Raw genomic sequence first — 17,856 nt, 5'->3', positions numbered from 1 at the left:
TCTTCACAAACGCAACCCCTTGCCCTCATGCAACATGCGGCGAACGCGACTCCCAGCAAAGCCCGGCCCAGCGGCGATGCGACGAATCCGGTAACGATAGCGACGAATCGTGAAAGGAGCGGAAACCAGCATCACCATTCGTCTTAAATATAGGGCAGAACCCGATATTTCGCCATCGGGGGAACCCCTAGGGCACCAATATCGTATCCACGGCCACATCGAGCGTTTCCGGAAAATCGAGCGTGTAATGCAATCCCCGGCTCTCCTTGCGATGGAGCGCCGAGCGGACGATCAGATCGGCGCTTTCGAGCAGGTTGCGCAGCTCGATCAGATCCCCGGTCACGCGGAAATGGCCGTAATAGTCGTTCACTTCGCCGCGCAGCATCTGGATGCGGTGCGCGGCGCGCTCGAGCCGCTTGGTCGAGCGGACGATGCCGACATAATTCCACATAAAGCGGCGGATCTCGGTCCAGTTCTGCTTGATCACCACTTCCTCGTCGGAATCGGTGACGCGGCTCTCATCCCATGGCCGGATCGCGGGCGGCGGAGCGAGATCGCTCCAATTGGCGGCGATGTGACGCGCCACCGCCTCGCCGAACACGAAGCATTCGAGCAACGAATTGGAGGCGAGGCGATTGGCGCCGTGCAGCCCGGACTGGCTGACTTCGCCCGCGGCGTAGAGATTGGGCAGATCGGTGCGGCCGTCGCGATCCACCACCACGCCGCCGCAGGTGTAATGCTGGGCGGGGACGACCGGGATCGGGCCCGTGGTCATGTCGATGTCGAGATCGAGCAGCCGGGCATGGATCGTCGGGAAGTGCTGCTTCACGAAATCCGCGCCCATATGGCTGATGTCGAGATGGACGTAATCGAGCCCGAAGCGCTTGATCTCGGCGTCGATCGCGCGGGCGACGATGTCGCGCGGCGCGAGCTCGAGCCGCTTGTCGTAATAAGGCATGAAGCGCTTGCCGGTCTGCGGATTGATCAATTGCCCGCCCTCGCCGCGCACCGCCTCGGTGATCAGGAAGTTCTTGACCTCGAGATTGTAGAGGCAAGTCGGGTGGAACTGCATGAATTCCATGTTGGAGATGCGGCAACCCGCGCGCCACGCCATCGCGATGCCGTCGCCGGTCGCGCCGCGCGGCGCGGTCGAGAAGAGATAGGTCCGCCCCGCGCCGCCGGTGGCGAGCACGGTGGCGTTGGCGGTGAAGAGTTCGACGCGGTTGGTGGCACGGTTGAAGGCATAGACGCCCCAGACGTTGCCGGCGCCCGAATAGCGTTCCTCGTGCCGGCTGGTGGCGAGATCGATCACCACCATGTCGGGGACGAGGGTGATGTTGGGATTGGCGCGCGCCGCCTTGAGCAACGCCTCCTGCACCGCCCAGCCGGTGGCGTCGTCGACATGGACGATGCGGCGATGGCTGTGCCCGCCCTCGCGGGTGAGGTGGAGCGAATTGCCGTCGGTGTTGAACGGCACTCCCAATTTGGCCAGCCGCTCGATCGCGGCCGGCGCGTTTTCGACGACCATCTCGACCGTGGCGCGATCGTTGAGCCCGGCGCCGGCGACGATCGTATCCTCGATATGGTTCTCGAACGTATCGCCGGGTTCGAGCACCGCGGCGATCCCGCCCTGCGCCCAGGCAGTCGAGCCTTCGTTGAGCGCGCCCTTGGCGAGCACGGTGACCCGGAAGCGCGCCGCGAGGTTGAGCGCCGCGGTGAGCCCGGCAGCGCCCGAGCCGATGACGAGGATGTCGCTGGTGTGAGGATCGCCGGCCATATCGCTTTTGCTGGTGTGTCTTCCGCTGGTTGGGCCCCGACTAGGCGCTAAGCGCGGTTGCTGGCAAATGGAGAGAGATATGCGCCGCCATAGCCTGGGTTTCGTCGGTCTCGCGCTCGCCGTCTTCTGCGTGCCCGTCGCTGGGGCCTGCGCGCTCGGCGAGCCCGGCAAGGCATGGCACCGGCGCTGAGGCCGAGCGCGCCCCGCTTCCCATATGCTTGCCGCTCCTTCATATCCGAGGAAAGCGGAAGCCGCGTCTGCGCGGAATATCCGATCAAGAACGCAATCGAGAACATGCCAGAGGGGATCCAACGCATGCGCGTGAAGCTTTCGAACTCGGCCCTGGCCATCGCCGCTGCCGTCTTCGCCTTCCCTGCCGCCGCGCAGCAGCCGAAGCGCATCATCGACGTCGGTCCGCCGTTCGAGGCCGAGTTGGTGGCCGACCTCCAGGAGCCCTGGGCCCTTGCCTTCCTGCCCGACGGGCGGATGCTGGTGACGGAGAAGCGCGGCGCGCTGCATGTGGTGACGCAGGACGGGCAGGTTTCGCCGGCGATCGCGGGCGTGCCGGCGGTGACCTACAATGTCCATGGCGGCCTGGGCGATGTCGTGCTGCATCCCGATTTCGCCAGGAATCGCCTGATCTATCTGACCTGGGCAGAGGCCGGCGACGGCGGCACCAGTGGAGCCGCCATGGGCCGCGGCCGACTGAATCCCGACGCCACGCGATTGGAAAACTTCGAGGTGATCTGGCGGCAGTCGCCGAAGGTCGCGCAGGAGAGGCACTATTCCTATCGCATGGCCTTCTCGCCGGACGGCCAGCATTTGTTCGTCACTTCCGGCGACCGCTGGACTCCCGAGACCGCCCAGAACAATGCCGACAATCTCGGCTCGGTGCTGCGCCTCACCCCCGACGGCAAGGCCGCGCCCGGCAACCCGCTGTACGAAAATGGCGGTCTGGCAGCCGAGATGTGGGCCTATGGCATCCGCAGCCCGGTCGGCATCGCCTTCGACGCCAAGGGTGAATTGTGGGAAGTCGAGATGGGTCCCCGGGGCGGCGACGAGTTCCAGAAAATCGAAAGGGGAGCCAATTACGGCTGGCCCCTGGTCTCCTATGGCGACGAGTATCGGGGCGGCAACATCCCCGGCCATGACACCCGGCCCGATCTCCGCGCACCGGAAGAATACTGGAATCCGGTCATTTCGCCGACCAGCATGATCTTCTATTCGGGCGACCTATTCCCCGATTGGCGAGGCTCGGCGCTGATCGCCGGCCTGACCTCGAAGGCGCTGATCCGCGTCACCTTCCAGTGCACCTTGGCCTTTCGCACCATCTGCGAGGCGGAGCGTTTCCCGCTCGGCGGCCGTTTGCGCGAGGTCGAGCAGGGGCCGGACGGCGCCGTCTGGGTGCTGGAGGACGGCGGCAAGGACGACCCCGCCGCCGGCCGATTGATGAGACTGACGCCGCGTCCGAAGGTGCCGTCGACAATGCGCTGAGCCACGGCTCTCGCTGCTATCGCTAAAGCGGCGGCTTCCCTCGGCAGCGGTCCTATCCCCCCGCCCGGGTCAGGTTGAGGAACACGTCCTCCAGATCGGCTTCGCGCGTCGAGACGTCGACGATGCCGTAGCCGCCGCCCTGGACCGCGCCGAGCACTTCGCCGGCATTCGCCTGATCTTTCCGGTAGGTGATCACCAGCGTCCGTTCGGCCCTCAATTCGATCTTCTGGAAGCAGGCATTTTCGGGCAGCGCCGGCACGTCGCGGTCGACGGTGACTTCGACCACTTTCTCCTGCGCCATCCCGACCAGCTCGCGGGTCGGCTTGTTGGCGATCAGCTTGCCGTGATTGATGATCGCGATCCGGTCGCAGAGCTGCTCGGCTTCCTCGAGATAATGCGTGGTCAGCACCACCGTCACGCCGCGCGCGTTCAACTCGCGGACATAGGCCCAGAGCTGTTGGCGAAGCTCGACATCGACGCCCGCGGTGGGCTCGTCGAGGACGAGCACGGGGGGCGAATGGACCATCGCCTTGGCGACCATCAGCCGGCGCTTCATGCCGCCCGAGAGCGTGCGCGAATAGGCCTCGGCCTTGTCCTCGAGATGCACGGCGCGCAGCAGCCCCATCGGATCGCGCTGCGCCTTGGGCACGCCGTAGAGCCCGGCCTGGATCTCGAGCGTCTCGCGCGGCGTGAAGAAGGGATCGAAGGTGATCTCCTGGTTGACGATGCCGATGCTCGCCTTGGCGTTGCGCGGATGCGCGTCGACGTCGAAGCCCCAGATCGTCGCGCGGCCTTCGGTCTTGTTGACCAGCCCCGCGAGAATGTTGATCAGCGTCGACTTGCCCGCGCCGTTGGGCCCGAGCAGTCCGAAGATCGTCCCTCGCGGCACATCGAAGCTCACGCCGTCGAGCGCGCGCTTGCCGCCGGCGTAGGTCTTGCAGAGATTGTCGATCTCGATCGCGGCCTGAGTCATGGATGCCGCTCTAGGCTGCGGGGCGGCGCTCGCCAAGCGTTCACAGCCCGTTATCCCGGCTTTCGCCGGGGTGACGAAGCAATTGTCGAGGCGGCAGCCGCTTGCTATCGGCGACTCATGATCGCACCGCCCGAGACCATCCGTACCAGCCACGCCCGCGTCGCCTGCGACGGCAGCGGCCCCGGCGTGCCTGCCGCCTTGGGCCATCCGCGCGTGTTCCTGCAGATCGACGAGCATGGCTATGTCGATTGCGGCTATTGCGACCGCCGCTTCGTGCTGATCGGCGGGCCTGCCGACGGCGCCGACCAAAGCCGATTGCCCGATCACCCGGCTGGCGCGAGCGTCTGACGCTCCTATATCGGAGGGCATGTCGATTCCGTCCGATCCCCGCGCGTTCCTGTATCGCGAGCTTGACCCCGAAACCGCCACCCGCCTCACCGCCGACGCGCTGGCCGGCGCCGAAGACGGCGAACTCTATCTCCAATATCGCAAGACCGAGGCGTTCGGCTTCGACGACGGCCGGCTGAAGACCGCGAGCTTCGATACCCAATCGGGCTTCGGGCTCCGCGCCGTCTCGGGCGAGACCACGGCCTTCGCGCACGCCAATGAGATCAGCCCCGCCGCGATCCGGCGCGCGGCCGCAACCATGGCGCTGATCGAGCCGGGCAAGGCGGGCAAGGCGCCGCCGCCACAGGGCAACAACCGCCATCTCTACACCGATGCCGACCCGCTCGATCTCGTCCCCTTCGCCGACAAGGTGAATCTGTGCCAGACGATCGACGCCGCCGCGCGGGCGCGCGATCCGCGCGTGGCGCAGGTCTCGGTGGGGCTGACCGGATCCTGGGGCGTGGTCGAGATCGTCCGCCCCGACGGCTTCATCGCCACCGACGTGCGGCCGCTGGTGCGGCTCAACGTGTCGATCGTGGTCGAACAGGAAGGCCGCCGCGAAACCGGCAGCTTCGGCACGGGCGGGCGCACGCTCTACGATCGGCTGTTCGAACCCGAAACCTGGAACCGCGCGATCGACGAGGCGCTGGCGCAGGCTTTGGTCAATCTCGATGCCGAGGACGCGCCGGCGGGCGACATGACGGTGCTGTGCGGCCCCGGCTGGCCGGGCGTGCTGCTCCATGAGGCGGTGGGCCACGGGCTCGAAGGCGATTTCAACCGCAAGGGCACCAGCGCGTTTTCAGGGCGGATCGGCGAGCGTGTCGCCGCGCCGGGCGTCACCGTGGTCGACGACGGCTCGATCCACGATCGCCGCGGCTCGCTGTCGATCGACGATGAGGGCACGCCGACGCGCGAGACGGTGCTGATCGAGGACGGCATCCTCAAGGGCTATATGCAGGATCGGCTCAACGCGCGGCTGATGGGGGTCGAGCCGACCGGCAACGGCCGCCGCGAATCCTTCCAGCACGCGCCGATGCCGCGGATGACCAATACCTTCATGAAGGGGGGCAAGGACGACCCGGCCGAACTGATGTCGCGCGTGAAGAAGGGCATCTACGCCAAGAGCTTCGGCGGCGGGCAGGTCGACATCGTCTCGGGCAAGTTCGTCTTCTCGTGCACCGAGGCCTATCGGATCGAGAACGGCAAGCTCGGGGCGCCGATCAAGGGCGCGACGCTGATCGGCGACGGGCCTTCGGTGCTGACGCGCGTCACCGGCATCGGCAACGACTTCGCGCTCGACGAGGGTGTCGGCATGTGCGGCAAGGGCGGGCAATCGGTGCCGGCCGGCGTGGGGCAGCCGAGCCTGCTGGTCGAGGGGCTTACGGTGGGCGGTACGGCGGCTTGAGTCCGAATCAATCCTCTCTCGCGAAGCGGGGGAGGTGTCATGCGCAGCATGACGGAGGGGGCCTCTCCACAAACGAAGCGCCTGCGGCCAAGCCCCCTCCGTCGCCTTCGGCGCCACCTCCCCCGCTGCGCGAGGGAGGATTTTAAGCCCGCCTCGAAACTGAGTCTTTCGTGCCACACCACCAGCGCTTGCGCCTGTGGATAACTTCTTGACTCAACATCTGCCCCGATGCCCGAATGTTCTGCAGCGTTAACGCTTTAGCAGCCATTTTCGTTAACCAATGTTTGCTTGACGACGGACTCCGCGTGCCCCGAATACGGGGGTTCGGGCAAGGGAGTGAGACGCAGATGGGGGTATTGGAAAAGGTGAGTGCGCGGGACCGCACGGCGAGCGCGCCGGTGCCGGTACTGCCGCTCGACACCATCCTGCGCGGCGATTGCATCGCGGCGATGCGCGCGCTGCCGGCCAAGTCGATCGACCTGATTTTCGCCGATCCGCCCTACAACCTCCAGCTGGGCGGCGACCTCAATCGCCCCGACGGCAGCCATGTCGACGCCGTCACCGACGAATGGGACAAGTTCGACAGCCTCGCCGCCTATGACAAGTTCACGCGCGAATGGCTGGCCGAGGCGCGGCGCATCCTGAAGGACGACGGCTCGATCTGGGTGATCGGGAGCTATCACAACATCTTCAAGGTGGGCTCGGCGATCCAGGATCTCGGCTTCTGGATCCTCAACGACATCATCTGGCGCAAGGCCAATCCGATGCCCAATTTCAAGGGCACGCGCTTCACCAACGCGCACGAGACGCTGATCTGGGCGTCGAAGGGCGAGAAGGCGCGCTACACCTTCAACTATCGCAGCATGAAGACGCTCAACGACGAGCTGCAGATGCGCAGCGACTGGGAATTCCCGATCTGCGGCGGGCAGGAGCGGCTCAAGAAGGACGGCTACAAGGTCCATCCGACGCAGAAGCCCGAGGCCCTGCTCTACCGCATCCTGCTGGCGACGACGAAGAAGGGCGACGTGGTCCTCGATCCCTTCTTCGGCACCGGCACCACCGGCGCGGTCGCCAAGAGGCTTGGCCGGCGCTGGATCGGGATCGATCGCGAGGGCGTCTATGTCGAGGCGGCACAGGCGCGCATCGACGCGGCGCTGCCGCTCGACGAATCGGCGCTGACGACGATGCAGGCGCCCAAGGCCGCGCCGCGCGTGGCCTTCGGCCAGCTGGTCGAGAACGGCTATCTGACGCCCGGCACGGTGCTCACCGATTCGAAACGGCGGCATCGCGCCGTGGTCGGGGCCGATGGCTCGCTCAAGTGCGGCGATGCGGCCGGATCGATCCACAAGCTCGGCGCGACGCTGCAGAACGCACCGTCGTGCAACGGCTGGACCTGGTGGCATTACGAGGACGAAGGCACGCTCAAGCCGATCGACGCGCTGCGCCAGACGTATCTTTTGGCGACCCAGCCGTAACTGCTCCCACCCTCCCCTGAAGGGAAGGGGCTTGCTAGGGTCACCTGATGGACCTTCCCCTCAACGCCCGGCTCTACCTGCGTCCCGTCCAGTTCGTCGACACGCCGGTCGGGCATGACGACGGGCAAATCGCGCGATTGGCCGGCGGGCTGTGCTGGTTCGCGGCATATGAGCTGATCGCGGTCGAGGGCGGGAAACGCATCCTCCAGCGCACGATCGCGGTTACCGATCTTTCGGCCGACGAACGTCTGCAGGCGCTCGCCGCGCGCATCTCGGCGCCGCGCGTGCCGCTCAAGCTGGGCGAGCGGGTGGTGCGGCTCGATCAGCCGCAGGTGATGGGCATCCTCAACGTCACGCCGGACAGTTTTTCCGACGGCGGCAAGCATGTCGGCGACCCCGCCGCGGCGGCGAAGGCCGGTGTCGACCTGAGCGTTGCCGGTGCCGCGATCGTCGATGTCGGCGGCGAATCGACTCGGCCGGGCGCGGCGACGGTGTGGGAAGGCGACGAGATCGAGCGGACCGTCCCCGTCATCGAGCGGCTGGCGCGCAGCGGCGCCGCGGTGTCGATCGATACACGCAAGGCGGCGGTGATGGAGGCGGCGCTCGGTGCGGGCGCGCATCTGGTCAACGACGTGTCGGCCTTGCTCTATGACGAACGCGCGCTCGAAGTGGTGGCGAAGGCGGGCTGCCCGGTGGTGCTGATGCACTCGCCCGACCCGGCCAAAACCGGGCATGAAGGCGGCAATTACGGCGACGTGCTACTCCACGTCTATGACTGGCTCGATCGCCGGGTCGACGAAGTCGTGGCCAGGGGAATCGATCGCGAACGCGTGCTGATCGATCCGGGCATCGGCTTCGGCAAGTCGCTCCAGGACAATCTCGCGCTGCTGAACGGCCTCGCCTTGTTCCACGGGATCGGCTGCGGCGTGGTGCTCGGCGCCAGCCGCAAGCGGATGATCGGCGCGCTTTCGAACGAGGCGCCTGCCGAGGCGCGGCTCGGCGGTTCGCTGGCGGTGGCGATCAAGGGCGCCGAGCTGGGCGCCCAGCTGATCCGCGTCCACGACGTGTTCGAGACCGCGCAGGCGCTGCGCATATGGCGCGGCATGCGCGACGCCGCGCTGCTGGCGCGCTAGAGATTGATCCGGCTCCATTGAAACACTTGTGTTCCCCGGCGAACGGATCAAAGATGAATCCTCAACCTAGGGCAGGAGACCGCGGGCGATCAGCGCGGCGGCGAGAAGGCCGAGCAGGGTGCGGACGAAGTGGAGATTGCCCCATTTGACCAGCAGCGCGCGGGTCTCGGGCCCGGCCTGGTCGAGTTCGGTCGCCTTGAGCTTGCCGTTGGTGCTCCAGACGACGAGCAACGTATAAGGCACGTTGAGGAACAGGACGAAGCCGCCGGCGAGCCAGAACCAATTGCCCTGCCAGCGGTACCAGGCGGCCGCGCCGAGCACGCCGCCCAGGATCGCGAGGCTCGCCTGCAGGATGGCGGCGCGGTCATAGGAAGGTTTCCATTGGGTCAGTGCGGCCCGGTCGTCGAGCTTCATCCGCGCGGGATGCTCGGCGAAGGAGACGTAGAGCGCGGCGCCCGCGAACAAGGCTGCACAGATCAGAGCGGCGAGTGCGAGCATGGAGCCTCCCGATCCTGCTATAGCGTATAGCCGCCGTCGCTGACCAGCGTCGCGCCGGTGATCAGCGCGCTTTGATCCGAAAGCAGGAAGCCGATCTGCCCGGCGATCTCCTCGGGCTTGGCGTAGCGGCCGAGCGGCGTGGCGATCGCCGCCATCTCGGCAAAGGCGGCCTCGCGGCCGACCTGGGCGGCCCGTTCGGCGAACATCGGGATCGCATCCCATACCGGCGTCTCGACGCCAGCGGGAGCGATGGCGTTGATTCGGATGCCGTGCGGCGCGCCTTCCTTCGCGGCGACCTTGGCGAGGTGGATCAGCGCCGCCTTGGACGCGCCATAAGCGGCGACGCCGGGCTCGGCCTTCACGCCGGCGGCGGAGGCCGTGAGCACGATCGATCCGCCGCGCCCGCGCATCGCGCGCATCGCGGCGCGCAGAGTCAGGAAGGCACCGTCGAGATTGACCGAGAGGATGTGCCGCCACGCCTCGAGGCTCAGATCGGCGATCGTCCCCGCGCCGGCGACACCGGCATTGACCACCGCATGGTCGAGGCCCGCCAGATCGAGCCCGTCCCACAGGGTTTCATCCCGCACGTCGCCGGCCACCGCCTCGTGCGCGAAGTCGGCGGGAATCGGATCGCGGTCGACGAGGATCAGCCGCGCGGCGCCGCGATCGGCACAATGGCGGGCGACTGCGAGGCCGATGCCGGACGCGGCGCCGGTGACGAGGATGGACTTGCCGGAAAAGCTGGACATGGTGCCGGTCTAGAACAAGGCGGGCGCGCCGGCCATCGGCGGGCGGAACCGCTTGACGCTGCCCGCGCACGTCGCGACAGCAGCGTCGGATGGGAGAGCAGTCGTGATGCGGAACGCTGCGAAGATCGAGTGGAATCGCGGCGATCTGCTCGTCCTGCCCATCCTGCTTCTCGCCGCCGCACTGCGCATCGCCACCGCGGGCTATTCGCTGTGGTTCGACGAGATCGCCGCGATACGTCTGGCCGATCAGCCGCTCGGATTGCTGTGGAGCGGGTGGATGGCGCGCGAGGCCAATCCGCCGCTTTATTACACACTGCTCAAGGGCTGGATGGCGCTGTTCGGCGCGAGCGATCTTGCCGTGCAGACGCTCTCGGTGGCGATCGGCACGGCGGGCATCGGCGCCGCGTGGTGGCTGGCGCGGCGCATCGGCGGCACAGGGGCGGGGCTGATCGCGGCGGCGCTCCTCGCCGTCTCGGCGGCACATCTCGATTTCTCGCAAGAGGTGCGCGGCTATATCCTCACGCACAGCGCGGCATTGTTCGGATGCGTCGCGATGACCGCGTATCTCGAACGGCCGCGGGTGCTGCCGCTTCTCGGCTATGCACTCGCCGCACTCGTGGCGCTCTACGCCCATACGACGATGATCGTTTTCGTCGCTTTGGCCAATCTCGCGATGCTCTGGCTGCTGCGGCGCGACCGGCGTGCATTGGCGCTGTGGCTGGCGGCCAATGCCGCGGTCGCGTTGTTGTGGAGCTGGTGGGCGTGGATCAGCCTGGGCCAGGCCGAGGCGGCTGGCTCGGCGTTCGGATGGATCGACCGACCCGATCCCGGCGAGGCGCTCGGCATGACCGGCGTGACCTATCTCCCGCTCTATCTAGCCGGCCAGAGCGTGCTGTTCCTGCCTCTACTGACGCTTGCCTGGCTGGTCGGTTTTGCGTGGTTCGCCGCGAGCGATCGCCGGCCAGCCGTGATATTGCTCGCGGTGTTGGCGGTCGGGGCGCCGCTTTTGCTCTGGGCGCTGAGCCAGGCGGTGCCGATATTCCTGCCGCGTACCTTGTTCTGGGCCGCGGGCCCGATGGCCGTGCTGGTCGCGCTGGCACTGGCGCGGGTGCCCGCGCCGCGCGTCCGGCTGGTCCTGCTCGGCCTGTTGCTCGCGCTGGAGGCGGGCGCGCTGTTGCGCTGGCTCCCCACCCGCGAGAGCGAGGCATGGCCACAGGCGATCGCGGCGATCGAACGCGTGAATCCGCATGCCGTGGTGCTGGTGCAGGGCGACGCGATGGGCGTGGCGACCCGGCATTATATGGCGGGAAGCGGTCTCCGGCTGGTGATCGCGGCGCGGCCCGCCGGTGCGCTGGATCGCTGGGCCGAAGGCCTCGTCACCGCACCGCGAGTCGACGCTGCGGCCGCACGGGTTCTGTTGACGCGGCAACGCGCGGTGTTCACGCTTCGGCGCGGCGATTACGATCCCGGGAAACTGCTCGCGCAGGCCGGTATCGAGCAGCCGCTGCCGGCCGCGACGCGCGATCGCCAGCCGCACCTCAGTCTATGGCGGGTGACGCCGGCAAAGCCCTAGGCGGCGCTCTGATCGATCCCGAGCTCGCCAAGCTTGCGGTAGAGCGTCGAGCGGCCGATGCCGAGACGGCGGGCGACTTCGGTCATGCGGCCGCGATAATGGCCGATGGCGAGGCGGATGACGTCGGCCTCGATCTCGTCGAGCGCACGCAGATTGCCGTCGGGACGGAACAAGGTGACTCCGGCATTGCCCGATCCCTGCGGCACCGGCCCGCTGCCTGCGGGGCGGCCAGCCGCGAGCTGGGCGATCTGCGGGAAGTCGGCGCGGGCGAGGCCATCGCCGTCGCAGAGGACGGCGGCGCGGAAGAGTGCGTTCTGGAGCTGGCGGACATTGCCCGGCCAGTCATAGCTGCCGAGCAGAGTCAGCGCGTCGTCGGTGATGCCCAGCGGCCGGAGCCCGGGCTGCTCGGCGATCCGCGCGAGCAGATGGCGGGCGAGCGCGGGGATGTCGCCAGCGCGTTCGCGCAAGGGCGGGATCGTCACCTGCACGACGTTGAGGCGATAATAGAGGTCCTCGCGGAAACGCCCCGCCTCGACTTCGGCGAGCAGGCTCTTGTTGGTCGCGGCGATGACACGGACGTCGACTTCGCGGGGATGACGCGCGCCGAGCGGCTGGATCTCGCCCGACTGGAGCACGCGCAGCAACTTTACCTGTGCGTCGAGCGGCATCTCGCCGACTTCGTCGAGGAACAAGGTGCCGCCATCGGCGTCCTGGAAACGGCCGATCTTGCGCTCGAACGCACCGGTAAACGCGCCCTTCTCGTGCCCGAACAGTTCCGATTCGACGAGATTGGCGGGGATCGCGCCGCAATTGACTGCGATCGCCGGCTTCTTGTTGCGCGGGGAAGCCGCGTGGATCGCCTCGGCCACCACTTCCTTGCCGACGCCGCTTTCGCCTTCGATCAGCACCGGTACGCGCGCGCGGGCGGCCTTGGCGGCGATGGCGAGCGCGGCGCGGAACTGGGGGGCGCTGCCGACGATCTCGTCGAAGGCGAGGCTGACCGAGAGCTTTTCGGTGAGGGGACGCAGCTCGCCTGCAGTCAAACCGCCGATCGCCGCCTCGAGCGCGGCGAGCAGCCGGTCCGAAGCGATCGGCTTGACGAGGAAATCGGTGGCGCCTGCGCGCATCGCGCTGACCGCGGCGGCGGCCGAGCTGTTGGCGGTGAGCACGAGGATCGGCAATTGCGGACGGCGTTCGCGCAGCTCGCCGATCAAGGCAGCGGCATCGGCGTCGGACGAGGCGTGATCGAGGATGATCGCGTCGAGCGCCATGCCGTCGGGGGTGCCGAGCATCGCGATCGCGGTCTCGGATTCGCCCGCGAAGATGGTGCGCCAGGCGCGGCGCGCAGCGATTGCCGCGACGAGGCGGCGCTGTGCCGGTTCGTCGTCTATCAGCATCAGGAGGCGCTGTCCGTTGCGCGTCATCCGTCTGTCCCTAATGTCCCGTTTCAGGGCATTGCATAGACCGCAACCGGTAAAGGCCGGCTTAAGCCTGCGCGCAACCGATGTTTGCCGCGGCGGGGTTGAGGGGATGCGGTGCGGCGGTTAAGGTCCGGCAAAATTTGCGCATAGGGGATGAGGACGCATGGCCGACACGGGCGACAACAGCACCGAAGTTCAGGTGCACGCCGAGACCTATAGCGGCTTCACCAAGCTCATGCTCTGGGGCACGATCGCGTCGTTCGCGGTGGGCGCCTTCGTCGTCTTCATGATCGCCAGCTGAGGTGAAGATCGCGGTGCTCAAGGAGGCCGCCGCCGGCGAGCGGCGCGTCTCCGCGACTCCCGAGACCGTCAAGAAGTTCGTCGGTCTGGGCGCCACCGTCGCAGTCGAGGCGGGCGCGGGCGAGACCGCGTCGATCGCCGATCAGGGCTATGCCGATGCGGGCGCGACCATCGGGGCACGCAGCGACGTGCTGGCCGATGCCGATATCGTGCTGGGCGTGCAGGGGCCCGATCCGGATGCACTTCCTGGTTTGAAGCAGGGGACGTGGATCGTCGCCGGGCTGAACCCGTTCGGCGAGCGCGCGCGAGTGGATCGTTATGCCGCGCTGGGCGCCGAGGCGCTGGCGATGGAGTTCATGCCGCGGATCACGCGTGCGCAGTCGATGGACATATTGTCCTCGCAGTCGAATCTCGCCGGCTACAAGGCAGTGCTCGACGCGGCCTCCGAATATGGCCGCGCCTTTCCGATGATGATGACCGCGGCGGGCACGGTGAGCGCCGCCAAGGTCTTCGTGATGGGCGTCGGCGTGGCGGGACTGCAGGCGATCGCCACTGCGCGACGGCTCGGCGCGCAGGTTTCGGCGACCGACGTGCGTGCGGCGACGAAGGAGCAGATCCAGTCGCTCGGCGCCAAGCCCATCTTCGTCGAGAATGTGAAGGGCATCGAGGGCGAAGGCACCGGCGGCTACGCCACCGAGATGTCCGACGAATACAAAGCGGCGCAGGCGGAGCTCGTGTCCTCGCATATCGCGAAACAGGACATCGTCATCACCACGGCGCTGATCCCCGGGCGTCCTGCGCCGCGGCTGATCAGCGACGCGCAGATCGCGAGCATGAAGCCGGGCAGCGTGATCGTCGATCTCGCCGTCGAGGCTGGCGGCAATGTCGAGGGCGCGGTCGCGGGCGAAGTGGTGACGGTCCACGGCGTCAAGATCGTCGGGCACAAGAATGTCGCGAGCCGGCTGGCCGCGGACAGCTCGGCGCTGTTCTCGCGCAATTTGTTCAACTTCCTGAGTGCCTTCTGGGACAAGGAAGCCGGCAAGCCCGTGCTCGACGAGGAAATCGGCAATGCGATCCGCCTGACGCAGGGCGGCAAGGTGGTGCACGAGAGGTTGCTCGCATGAACAATCCTCCCCTGAAAGGGGAGGTGGCGCGCGCCAGCGCGACGGAGGGGTGTCACCCTTTGCGCTGGAGTACTGCTCTTTCGACCGGGACACCCCTCCACCACGCCTGCGGCGTGGTCCCCCTCCCCTTTCAGGGGAGGATTTGAGCGATGCTGCAAGGGTCGCCTGAGAGCAACCGTCGCGCCAAGGCGTTGCGCAAGCAGCTTTCCCTGCCTGAAGTGCTGCTCTGGGCAGCACTCAAGGAAAGGCCCAGCGGTTTCAAGTTTCGCAGCCAACACGGTGCCGGGCCTTATGTCGCAGACTTCTATTGTCACGAAGCGCGACTGATCATCGAGGTGGATGGCGAGAACCATGGTTTCGGTGACCGCCCAGCGCGCGACCGAGTGCGCGATGGCTGGTTCGACGCGCGAGGATTGGACGTGATGCGCATTCCTGCGCGCGAAGTGCTGCGCGATCGGGACTCGGTTGTTCGTGGAATCGTCGCGCGGGCCGAGCAACGGCTTGCCGATCAAGGAACGCAATAATGGACTTCATCTCGATCCTGTCGATCTTCGTGCTGGCGTGTTTCGTCGGCTATTACGTCGTCTGGTCGGTCACGCCGGCGCTGCACACGCCGCTGATGGCAGTGACCAATGCCATTTCCTCGGTGATCATCGTCGGCGCGCTGATCGCATCGATGGCGGCGGGGGCCGAGATCGCCAAATGGCTGGGGCTGGTCGCGGTCGCATTCGCCAGCGTCAACATCTTCGGCGGATTCGCCGTCACCGAACGCATGCTCGCAATGTACAAGAAGAAGGAGCGCTGAGTTGCACGAGGCCGCTCCCGTAAACCCCTGGGTCGCGCTCGCCTATATGGTGGCGGGCATCTGCTTCATCCTCGCACTGCGCGGGCTTTCGAGCCCCGCCACCAGCCGCCGCGGCAATCGGCTCGGCATGATCGGCATGGCGATCGCCGTGATCACCACTTTGGTCACGCATGAGATCGCCAGCCCGATCGAATTGGGCGCGGCGATCCTGATCGGCGGAGCGATCGGCTGGGTGACTGCTCGCCGCATCGCGATGACCGCGATGCCGCAGCTCGTCGCGGCGTTCCACAGCCTGGTCGGCATGGCGGCGGTGCTCGTCGCCGCGGCGGCCTTCCTCAATCCGCAGGCCTTCGGGATTGCCGATATCGTCATTCCGTTGATCGGCGAGCCTTTCGCCAGCATCCGCCAGGTCAGCCGGATCGAAATGGGTCTCGGCGTCGCGATCGGTGCGATCACCTTCTCGGGATCGGTGATCGCGTTCCTGAAGCTCAACGGCAATATGAGCGGCAAGCCGATCATGCTGCCCGGCCGCCACGTCATCAATCTCGGGCTGATCGCAGCGATCCTGGGCCTGATCGCCTATTTCGTGACCGACCAGAGCCCCTGGGTCTTCTGGACCGTCACGGCGCTGAGCTTCCTGATCGGCTTCCTGCTGATCATCCCGATCGGCGGCGCCGACATGCCCGTCGTGGTGTCGATGCTGAACTCCTATTCGGGCTGGGCGGCGGCGGCGATGGGGTTCACGCTCCACAACACCGCGATGATCATCACCGGCGCATTGGTCGGCAGCTCGGGCGCGATCCTGAGCTACATCATGTGCCGCGCGATGAACCGCAGCTTCATCAGCGTGATCGCGGGCGGCTTCGGCGGCGACAGCGGCGGCGGCGCGGCGGCGGCCGCGACCGATCGGCCGTGGAAGCGCGGTTCGGCCGAGGATGCGGCGTTCCTGATGCAGCAGGCCGAGCAGGTCATCATCGTCCCGGGCTACGGCATGGCGGTGGCGCAGGCGCAGCACGCGCTGCGCGAGATGGGCGACAAGCTCAAGGAGCATGGCGTCCGCGTCAAATATGCGATCCACCCGGTCGCGGGGCGCATGCCCGGGCACATGAACGTGCTGCTCGCCGAGGCGAACGTGCCCTATGACGAAGTGTTCGAGCTCGAGGACATCAACAGCGAGTTCGCCCAGACCGACGTGGCGTTCGTGATCGGCGCCAACGACGTGACCAATCCCGCGGCCAAGACCGACAAGAGCTCGCCGATCTATGGCATGCCGGTGCTCGACGTCGAAAAGGCCAAAACCGTGCTGTTCATCAAGCGCTCGATGGGGGGCGTGGGCTATGCGGGCGTGGACAATGAGCTATTCTATCGCGACAACACCATGATGCTCCTGGCCGATGCGAAGAAGATGGTCGAAGAGATCGTGAAGTCATTGGATTGACACGACCTCGGGTCCGGATCGGGGCAACCACTCGATCCGGAACGGAGGATTGAAGGCCCACCCGCCGTGCGGATCGCCTTATAACCTCCGAAACGGAGGAAATCGGACTCACCCGTTTCGGAGCCATGCGGCATCTCCGGAACAGAAGATGAACCTGAGGCAGGCGATGGCGAGATTGACCATGCTCCACGAGGGCCCGGGCGAGGGCTATGCCAGCAATGCGCCGATTGCGCTGATCGTGGCGGACGACGCGAAGGCGGCCAGCGAGGCCATCGTCGCGCTCGAATTGGCCGGATGCATCGCGCGAAAGCCGATAAGCTTCGCGGAGGCCTCGGCCGATCTCAGCAACTATGACGGGCTGGACCTCATCCTGATCGAGGCGGCGGCGGCACCCGACGCATTGCTGGATGTGGTGCTGGTGCGGGCGGACACGTTGGCGCGCGAACGCTCGCTCGGGGTCGTGGCGACGGTGCTGCCCGAGCAGATCGACGCGGCGGCGGCGCAATTGATGGGGCCGCGGGCGCAATTGCTCTGCAATCCCGGCGAGGCGGACCGGGTGAGCGCCATCTCGACTGCGAAATGGCGCGCGCGTGGCGTGATGGACGACGTCAATCGCGAGGCCGAATCGGCGCGGCTACGGCGGCTGAGCGAGGAAGTCGCGCGAATCGCGGAGACGCTCGCCCGGCTGACTCGCGGCGACGATGCCGAGCCGCGCGGCGGCGTGCGCGATCGTGGGACCGGCTATCGCGGGCCGGACGCGGGACCCGCAGTGGAAGTTGCGTCGGCCGAGATTCGGGCAGTGATCCGCGCACGGCGGCTGCGCGCGCAATTCTTCGCCGACGAGCTGTTCGCGGATCCCGCCTGGGACATGCTGCTCGACCTGTTCGCCGCCGAGCTCGAGCGGCGTCAGGTCTCGGTCTCGAGCCTGTGCATCGCCGCGGCGGTACCGCCCACCACGGCGCTGCGCTGGATCGGGACGCTGCACGATGCGGGGCTGTTCGAGCGGCAGGCCGATCCGAGCGACAGGCGGCGTGCCTATATCGGACTCAGCAGCAAGGGACTCGAGGGCATGCGGAGCTATGCCGGCGCAGTGAAACGGGCGGGATTGCACCTGGTGTGAAACCGGGCCTTGCCCCCGCGCGCCGCTTTTGGCATCGGCGGGGCGCAAGGGCGGTTAGCTCAGTTGGTAGAGCATCTCGTTTACACCGAGAGGGTCGGCGGTTCGAGCCCGTCACCGCCCACCATATCGACGATCTTTGTCGTGCCCGGTTAAAACCGCCTCATATCCGAAATAAGAATGCCTC

At 67.0% G+C, this 17,856-nt stretch carries 18 protein-coding genes and 1 tRNA gene; 13 read left to right on the top strand and 6 right to left on the bottom strand.

Translation table 11 applies throughout. The annotated features are described in order from the left end of the window. Positions 1–3 precede the first annotated feature (3 nt). Positions 4–138: a hypothetical protein gene (locus tag BR78_RS22325; RefSeq protein ID WP_269320212.1), complete on the bottom strand. Its 135-nt coding sequence runs from the start codon at positions 136–138 to the stop codon at positions 4–6. A 49-nt stretch (positions 139–187) separates the two neighbouring features. Beyond that, positions 188–1,777, bottom strand: coding sequence for an L-aspartate oxidase (gene nadB, locus BR78_RS0113945; RefSeq protein WP_029936788.1), 1,590 nt, complete (start codon positions 1,775–1,777; stop codon positions 188–190). A gap of 315 nt (positions 1,778–2,092) precedes the next feature. On the opposite strand from nadB, the gene BR78_RS0113935 reads away from it, so the two are divergent. After that, entirely contained in the window at positions 2,093–3,271 is a 1,179-nt protein-coding gene (locus BR78_RS0113935) for a PQQ-dependent sugar dehydrogenase (protein ID WP_037566872.1), read from the top strand. A 52-nt stretch (positions 3,272–3,323) separates the two neighbouring features. Here BR78_RS0113935 and BR78_RS0113930 read toward each other — a convergent pair whose 3' ends face one another. Next, positions 3,324–4,244 carry an ABC transporter ATP-binding protein gene (locus tag BR78_RS0113930; protein WP_029936786.1) on the bottom strand — a complete coding sequence of 307 codons (921 nt, stop codon included), beginning with the start codon at positions 4,242–4,244 and terminating at the stop codon, positions 3,324–3,326. A 117-nt stretch (positions 4,245–4,361) separates the two neighbouring features. On the opposite strand from BR78_RS0113930, the gene BR78_RS0113925 reads away from it, so the two are divergent. The 4 genes from BR78_RS0113925 to folP all read left to right on the top strand — a co-directional run bounded on the left by BR78_RS0113925 (position 4,362) and on the right by folP (position 8,644). Then, entirely contained in the window at positions 4,362–4,592 is a 231-nt protein-coding gene (locus BR78_RS0113925; RefSeq protein WP_029936785.1) for a zinc-finger domain-containing protein, read from the top strand. A gap of 19 nt (positions 4,593–4,611) precedes the next feature. Next, positions 4,612–6,036 (top strand): metalloprotease TldD, encoded by a 1,425-nt coding sequence (tldD, locus tag BR78_RS0113920; RefSeq protein ID WP_029936784.1) that lies wholly within the window; start codon positions 4,612–4,614, stop codon positions 6,034–6,036. Between the two features lie 347 nt (positions 6,037–6,383). Continuing rightward, on the top strand, positions 6,384–7,511 hold the full coding sequence (locus BR78_RS0113915) for a site-specific DNA-methyltransferase (RefSeq protein WP_029936783.1): 1,128 nt from the start codon (positions 6,384–6,386) through the stop codon (positions 7,509–7,511). A gap of 47 nt (positions 7,512–7,558) precedes the next feature. After that, positions 7,559–8,644 carry a dihydropteroate synthase gene (gene folP / locus BR78_RS0113910; protein WP_029936782.1) on the top strand — a complete coding sequence of 362 codons (1,086 nt, stop codon included), beginning with the start codon at positions 7,559–7,561 and terminating at the stop codon, positions 8,642–8,644. 66 nt (positions 8,645–8,710) lie between these two features. Here the strand turns inward: folP and BR78_RS0113905 are convergent, their stop codons facing one another. Beyond that, on the bottom strand, positions 8,711–9,142 hold the full coding sequence (locus tag BR78_RS0113905; protein WP_029936781.1) for a DUF1772 domain-containing protein: 432 nt from the start codon (positions 9,140–9,142) through the stop codon (positions 8,711–8,713). A 17-nt stretch (positions 9,143–9,159) separates the two neighbouring features. After that, on the bottom strand, positions 9,160–9,891 hold the full coding sequence (locus tag BR78_RS0113900) for an SDR family NAD(P)-dependent oxidoreductase (protein WP_029936780.1): 732 nt from the start codon (positions 9,889–9,891) through the stop codon (positions 9,160–9,162). 106 nt (positions 9,892–9,997) lie between these two features. Here BR78_RS0113900 and BR78_RS0113895 point away from each other — a divergent pair, with 106 nt between their 5' ends. Continuing rightward, positions 9,998–11,464: a glycosyltransferase family 39 protein gene (locus BR78_RS0113895; protein WP_029936779.1), complete on the top strand. Its 1,467-nt coding sequence runs from the start codon at positions 9,998–10,000 to the stop codon at positions 11,462–11,464. On the opposite strand, the gene BR78_RS0113890 is transcribed toward BR78_RS0113895, so the two are convergent. Beyond that, the gene (locus BR78_RS0113890; protein ID WP_029936778.1) at positions 11,461–12,888 is read right to left on the bottom strand and encodes a sigma-54-dependent transcriptional regulator; all 1,428 of its coding nucleotides are present in this window, start codon (positions 12,886–12,888) and stop codon (positions 11,461–11,463) included. The two genes, BR78_RS0113895 and BR78_RS0113890, sit on opposite strands and share 4 nt — an antisense overlap. Before the next feature lie 160 nt (positions 12,889–13,048). Between BR78_RS0113890 and BR78_RS21385 the strand changes: the two genes are divergently transcribed. The 7 genes from BR78_RS21385 to BR78_RS0113855 all read left to right on the top strand — a co-directional run bounded on the left by BR78_RS21385 (position 13,049) and on the right by BR78_RS0113855 (position 17,796). Further along, on the top strand, positions 13,049–13,186 hold the full coding sequence (locus tag BR78_RS21385; protein ID WP_081855784.1) for an aa3-type cytochrome c oxidase subunit IV: 138 nt from the start codon (positions 13,049–13,051) through the stop codon (positions 13,184–13,186). Between the two features lies 1 nt (position 13,187). After that, positions 13,188–14,309, top strand: a complete 1,122-nt coding sequence (locus BR78_RS0113880; RefSeq protein ID WP_029936777.1) for a Re/Si-specific NAD(P)(+) transhydrogenase subunit alpha — start codon at positions 13,188–13,190, stop codon at positions 14,307–14,309. Between the two features lie 149 nt (positions 14,310–14,458). After that, on the top strand, positions 14,459–14,833 hold the full coding sequence (locus BR78_RS0113875; protein ID WP_025560862.1) for an endonuclease domain-containing protein: 375 nt from the start codon (positions 14,459–14,461) through the stop codon (positions 14,831–14,833). After that, positions 14,833–15,114 (top strand): NAD(P) transhydrogenase subunit alpha, encoded by a 282-nt coding sequence (locus tag BR78_RS0113870; RefSeq protein WP_025560861.1) that lies wholly within the window; start codon positions 14,833–14,835, stop codon positions 15,112–15,114. Before BR78_RS0113875 ends, BR78_RS0113870 begins: the two co-directional genes overlap by 1 nt. Position 15,115: 1 nt before the next feature. Further along, positions 15,116–16,552 carry an NAD(P)(+) transhydrogenase (Re/Si-specific) subunit beta gene (locus tag BR78_RS0113865; protein WP_025560860.1) on the top strand — a complete coding sequence of 479 codons (1,437 nt, stop codon included), beginning with the start codon at positions 15,116–15,118 and terminating at the stop codon, positions 16,550–16,552. A 148-nt stretch (positions 16,553–16,700) separates the two neighbouring features. After that, complete coding sequence (locus tag BR78_RS0113860; protein ID WP_231478265.1) at positions 16,701–17,672, top strand: hypothetical protein; 972 nt, start codon at positions 16,701–16,703, stop codon at positions 17,670–17,672. Positions 17,673–17,720: 48 nt separating this feature from the next. Further along, positions 17,721–17,796 (top strand) — tRNA-Val (locus tag BR78_RS0113855). Positions 17,797–17,856: the final 60 nt, after the last annotated feature.

This window comes from Sphingomonas sp. UNC305MFCol5.2, assembly GCF_000712135.1.
In the GTDB taxonomy this organism is placed as follows: Bacteria; Pseudomonadota; Alphaproteobacteria; order Sphingomonadales; family Sphingomonadaceae; genus Sphingomonas.
The sequence above is the reverse complement of the archived record's forward strand: the minus strand, read 5'-3'. Positions and strand labels throughout refer to the sequence as shown.